1 protein-coding gene is annotated in these 1,269 nt (G+C 62.3%); it reads left to right on the forward strand.

Translation table 11 applies throughout. The annotated features are described in order from the left end of the window. The first annotated feature begins 63 nt into the window (after window positions 1-63). A protein-coding gene (locus tag WP12_RS00135) for an IS3-like element ISSpwi1 family transposase (RefSeq protein ID WP_152663826.1) occupies window positions 64-1,235 on the forward strand; the annotation gives its coding sequence in 2 pieces (ribosomal slippage) (window positions 64-328 and window positions 328-1,235; 1,173 coding nt in all). Window positions 1,236-1,269 lie beyond the last annotated feature (34 nt).

Here is a 1,269-nt window from a genome sequence, read left to right on the forward strand (position 1 = left end):
TGATCTGCCCCCTTCTGAGTGGTCCAAAATTGATGATATTTTGGATGACGAAGGAGACAAGGAATGCCGAGCAAGAAGCATCGCCCGGAAGAGATCATTGGCAAGCTGCGTGAAGCTGAGGTTGTGCTGGCGCAGGGCGCCACGACTGCGGAGGCGTGTCGGCGGATCGCGGTCAGCGAGCAGACCTATTACCGGTGGCGTAAGGAATATGGTGGCCTGAAGACCGATCAGGCGCGTCGGATGAAGGACCTGGAGAAAGAGAATGTGCGGCTTCGCCGCGCGATCTCGGATCTGACGCTCGACAAGCTAATCCTGCAGGAGGCCGCCCGGGGAAACTTCTGAGCCCCGCGCGTCGCAGGCGCTGTATCGACCACATCAGAACGATGATGCCGGTGTCCGAGCGGCGGCTGTGCCGTGTGCTCGGGCAATACCGATCGACACAGCGCAAAGCGCCTCGCGGGGCAGATGACGAAGCGGCTCTCACCGAGGATATCATTGCGCTGGCGCGGCAATATGGTCGTTATGGCTATCGCCGGGTGACGGCGTTGCTGCGCGATGCGGGGTGGCATGTGAACCGCAAGCGGGTCGAGCGCATCTGGCGACGCGAGGGGCTCAAGGTGCCGCAAAGGCAGCCGAAGCGCGGGCGGCTGTGGCTGAACGACGGATCGTGCATCCGGCTTCGGCCCGAGTATCCTGGCCATGTCTGGTCCTACGACTTTGTTGAGGGGCGGACGCACGATGGGCGTAAATACCGTATCCTGTCGATCATCGACGAGGCGAGCCGGGAGTGCATGGCGTTGCCCGTGGCGCGCAAGCTTAAGAGCGACGATGTGCTGGCGGCGCTGGCCGAACTGTTCGTCACGCGCGGGCCACCAGCGCATATCAGATCCGACAATGGCCCGGAGTTTATCGCTACGGCGGTACAAGAATGGCTGGCCAAGGTCGGCGTGAAGACGCTCTACATTGCGCCCGGATCGCCATGGGAAAATGGCTATTGTGAATCGTTCAACGGGTCGCTGCGCGATGAACTGCTCAACGGCGAGATCTTCTACTCGCTAGCCGAGGCCCGGATCCTGATCGAAGCGTGGCGGCGACATTACAACACCGTCCGGCCGCATAGCTCGCTCGGGTATCGACCGCCCGCGCCGGAGGCCGTTCCATCTCCAGTGTCGCCCTCCGGTTCCGCTTCGCTCCACCTACGGCCAACACTGGAGATGGAGGCGTCAATGCACTAACAATCCGCTCGGACCACTCGGTGGGGGCCGGTCA

This window comes from Sphingomonas sp. SRS2, from assembly GCF_000971055.1.
Taxonomy (GTDB): domain Bacteria; phylum Pseudomonadota; class Alphaproteobacteria; order Sphingomonadales; family Sphingomonadaceae; genus Rhizorhabdus.